The sequence below is a fragment of the Mesorhizobium sp. M4A.F.Ca.ET.090.04.2.1 genome, assembly GCF_003999085.1.
Classification (GTDB): Bacteria; Pseudomonadota; Alphaproteobacteria; order Rhizobiales; family Rhizobiaceae; genus Mesorhizobium.
Map to the genome: position 1 here is coordinate 1 of NZ_RZOT01000550.1, position 4,034 is coordinate 4,034.

Annotated in this window: 4 protein-coding genes; 3 read left to right on the forward strand and 1 reads right to left on the reverse strand. The window is 67.7% G+C overall.

The annotated features are described in order from the left end of the window. Window positions 1-89: 89 nt before the first annotated feature. From EN781_RS27800 to EN781_RS27810, 3 genes are all read left to right on the forward strand, one after another. The gene (locus tag EN781_RS27800; RefSeq protein WP_127400527.1) at window positions 90-707 is read left to right on the forward strand and encodes a LysE family translocator; all 618 of its coding nucleotides are present in this window, start codon (window positions 90-92) and stop codon (window positions 705-707) included. 191 nt (window positions 708-898) lie between these two features. Next, window positions 899-1,879, forward strand: a complete 981-nt coding sequence (cysK, locus tag EN781_RS27805) for a cysteine synthase A (protein WP_126057280.1) — start codon at window positions 899-901, stop codon at window positions 1,877-1,879. Window positions 1,880-2,011: 132 nt separating this feature from the next. Beyond that, window positions 2,012-2,632 carry a glutathione S-transferase family protein gene (locus tag EN781_RS27810; protein WP_126057279.1) on the forward strand — a complete coding sequence of 207 codons (621 nt, stop codon included), beginning with the start codon at window positions 2,012-2,014 and terminating at the stop codon, window positions 2,630-2,632. A 159-nt stretch (window positions 2,633-2,791) separates the two neighbouring features. Here the strand turns inward: EN781_RS27810 and EN781_RS27815 are convergent. Further along, window positions 2,792-4,034, reverse strand: a 1,243-nt coding sequence (locus EN781_RS27815) for an RNA polymerase sigma factor (protein ID WP_145965660.1), incomplete at its 5' end; no start/stop codon positions are given.

Sequence of the window (4,034 nt, forward strand, 5' to 3'; positions counted from 1 at the left end):
CGAGATCTGGTGCAATCGAATCCAGTCCTCAGGAAATTCAATTCCATTCGGATGTATGCGACAAGGCGCACTCATCTGGACCGAAAGCCATGACGCTCACCGGATTTGTCGCTTACAGCGCCGCCCTCGGCATCGCCGCTGCCATTCCGGGCCCCGGCGTCACCGCGCTTGTGGCGCGGGCGCTGGGTTCCGGCTTCCGTTCGTCGCTGGCGATGTCGTTTGGCCTGATCCTCGGCGATCTCACCTATCTCACCGCCGTCATGCTCGGTCTTGCCTTCGTCGCGCAGACTTTCGGCATGGTTTTTCTCGCCATCAAATGGGCCGGCGTCGCCTATCTCGCTTTCCTCGGCTGGCGCTTCTGGACCAGCGGCATCACGCCGGAGACTGTCGAGGCGCGAAAGGGCAAGGGCGGGCTCGTCGCCTCCTTCCTTGCCGGCCTCACGGTGACGCTCGGCAATCCGAAGACGATGATCTTCTACCTCGCCATCACGCCGACCATCGTCGACCTGAAGACGATCACGCTGGCCGACTATGGCATCCTCGTCGCGCTCACCGTCATTGTCCTCTTGGTCGTGCTGGTGCCCTATCTGGCGCTCGCTGCGAAGGCGCGCTGGTTTCTGAAGTCGCCGCGCGCGCTGAAGGCGCTGAACCGCACGGCCGCCGGCTTCATGGTCGGCGCGGCGGCGGCGATCGCGGCCAGGCAATAGAGCACCCGTCTCATCGCGCTTCCGTTTCGGCCAAACCATTCCGGAAACAAGCCGATCCGGAAAATGCTATTCCGGGGCGGCAGCGTTTTCAGCACGCGCCCCACTCGGATATTTTCGACCGGCAGCCTATCTTGCGCGGCTGAAAGCCCTATTCTGTCGCTGATGCAATTGCCTGTCCTGGGAGCGAAACAATGAACAAGCCCGTCACCTCCGCGCGCGTGCCCGGCCGCGGCCGCGTCTTCAATTCGATCACCGAGACGATCGGCGACACCCCCCTGGTGCGGCTCGACAAGTTCGCGAAGGAAAAGGGCGTCGTCGCCAATCTCCTGGCCAAGCTCGAATTCTTCAACCCGATCGCCTCGGTCAAGGACCGTATCGGCGTTGCCATGATCGAGGCGCTGGAAGCCTCTGGCAGGATCGCCCCCGGCAGGACGACGCTGATCGAGCCGACCTCCGGCAACACCGGCATTGCGCTCGCCTTCGCCGCCGCCGCCAAGGGCTACAAGCTGATCCTGACCATGCCGGAGACGATGTCGGTCGAGCGGCGCAAGATGCTGGCGCTGCTCGGCGCCGAACTGGTGCTGACCGAAGGTCCCAAGGGCATGAAGGGCGCCATCGCCAAGGCCGACGAGCTTGCCGCCACCTTGCCCGACGCCATCATCCCGCAGCAGTTCGAGAATCCGGCCAACCCCGAGATCCACCGCCGCACCACGGCCGAGGAGATCTGGAACGACACCCAGGGCGAGGTCGACATCTTCGTCGCCGGCATCGGCACCGGCGGCACCATCACCGGCGTCGGCCAGGTGCTGAAGAAGCGCAAGCCCTCGCTGCATGTCGTCGCCGTCGAGCCGGAGGCTTCGCCGGTGCTGTCCGGCGGCCAGCCCGGCCCGCACAAGATCCAGGGCATCGGCGCCGGCTTCGCGCCGAAGATCCTCGACACCACGATCTATGACGAGATTGTCAGGGTCTCCAACGAGGATTCCGTCGCCAATGCGCGGCTTGTCGCCCGCCTCGAAGGCGTGCCGGTCGGCATCTCGTCGGGCGCCGCGCTGCAGGCGGCGATCGTCGTCGGCTCGCGGCCAGAGAACAAGGGCAAGACCCTGGTCGTCGTCATCCCGTCCTTCGCCGAACGCTACCTGTCGACCATCCTGTTCGACGGGCTGGGGGCGTAAGCCTCCTCAATGAACGGTCGCGGGACGCTGGACCGCTGAAAAAACCCGTGTGGCGTCCGCGCCGCGCTTGAGCGCGGCACCGCTTCCGGTGCAAACCTCAACCGGCCCCGCGCGGGCGGTTGGGAGGGATTGATGTACAGACTTTACACACGCCCCGGCAGCGGCGGCTTCGTCGTCGAGGCGGCGCTTGCCCTGGCCGGCGCGCCGTTTGACCAGATCGACGTGCCGAAGAAGGACCCGCCCGACCAGGCCTTCCTCGACATCAGCCCGTTGAACCAGGTGCCGGTGCTGACCTTGCCGGACGGCCGATCGATCACCGAATCGGCGGCGATCTGCATTCTGCTCGCCGAGCGCCATCCGGAAGCCGGGCTGGCGCCGGCGGCGGGTTCGCCGGCCCGCGCCGACTTCCTGCGCTGGATGGCCTTCATGTCGTCGGTCCTCTACCCGGCGGGGCTGCGCTACTATTATGCCCATCGCTACACCGTGACGCCGGACGGCGTGGAGGCGGTGAAACAGGCCGCGCTGAACGAGACGGAGCGCGGCTTTGCCATCCTCGACAAGGCCCTCGCCGGCCGCGACTGGCTGGTGGGCGAGCAGCTATCGCTGGCCGACATCTACCTGATCATGCTGGTGGCCTGGCATCCCGAGATCGGCAAGGTCGCCGCTGCCTGGCCCGATATCGAGCGCCTGTGGGCCAGGCTGCGCGATCATGAGCTGATCCACAAACTGAATGCCGCCCACGCGATGTGGTGAGCGGCCTCTTACGAGGTTGCCGGGAAAAGGCCATCATAGCAGGCCGGAACCTTGTCCTGGAGAGAGCCCATCGAGCAGAAAGCCGAGGCCTTTCCGGAAAGCACCATCCCAAATGGAAGAGATGGGAGTTGGCTGGCGGCGCTCTAATCGCGCCGCGGCCTAGTTGCTGCCCGCTGTGAGCTTCGCCCGCTTTTCCTGCAGGAAGCGGCGCACGGCCGGGTCCCGTTCGAGGCCGATCGCGCGGTCGTAAGCCTCGGCCGCCAATCCGGTCGTGCCGAGCCTCGCCAGCAGGCCGGCGCGGGCAGCCCAATAGGGCTGATAGTCAACCAGCCGCTTGTCGTCACCCAGCACGTAAAGCGCTGCCAACCCGGCCGCAGCGCCCTCATCCTCGGCGATCGCCACGGCGCGGTTGATCGCCACAACAGGCGAGCCGGCGACGGCCAGCAGCGCGTCGTAAAGCTGGCGGATCGCTGCCCAGTCGGTGCGGCCGCCGCGCCGCCGCGCCGTGTGGGCCGATTGCACGGCCGCCTCCAGCTGGTAGCGGCCGATGATCCCCTTGGCGGCGGCACGTTCGAGCAGGTCTTCCGCCTCGTCGATCAGCGTGTCGTCCCAGAGCGCGGTGTCCTGCTCGGCAAGCGGCACAAAGTCACCTTCCGGGCTGCGTCGCGCTGCCCGCCGCGCTTCGGCAAACAGCATCAGTGCCAGAAGCCCTACCGCCTCCGGCTCGTCCGGCATCAGCGAGGCCGCCAGCCGGCCGAGCCAGATGCCCTCGGTGGCGAGGTTGCGGCGCCGCGTCTCGGTGCCGGCAGGATCGGTCCAGCCTTCGGCGAAGGCGGCGTAGATCGCCTCCAGCACCGCGTCCAGCCGCTCGCCGAGCTCGGCCCGCTCCGGCACCCGGAACGGAATGCCGATCTCGCGGATCCGGGTCTTGGCGCGCACCAGGCGCTGGCCCATCGTCGCCGGCGAGACCAGGAAGGCCGAAGCGATGGTCGCCGCGTCGAAGCCAAGGATGGTCTGCAGGATCAGCGGCGCGCGCACGCTGGCCTCGATCGCCGGATGGGCGCAGGCAAACATCAGCCGCAACCGTTCGTCCGGCAGCTCTTCGTCGGTCATGCGGGCCTCCACCTCCTCGGCGATCAGCTTGAGATGATCGCGCGCCGCCTCGCCGGTTTGCCGCCGCCGCACCGCATCGACGCCCCGTCGGCGCGCCACCGCGAGCAGCCAGGCGTCCGGCTTTTCGGGCACGCCGGTCTGCGGCCAGCGCTCGAGCGCCGCCGCGAAGGCATCCGCCAGCGCGTCCTCGGCGCCGGCGACATCGCGCGTGCGCGCCGCGAGAAAGGCGACCAGCTTGCCGTAGCTTTGCCGGGCGGCCGCTTCCGCCGCCGCCCGCGCGATCTCCGGT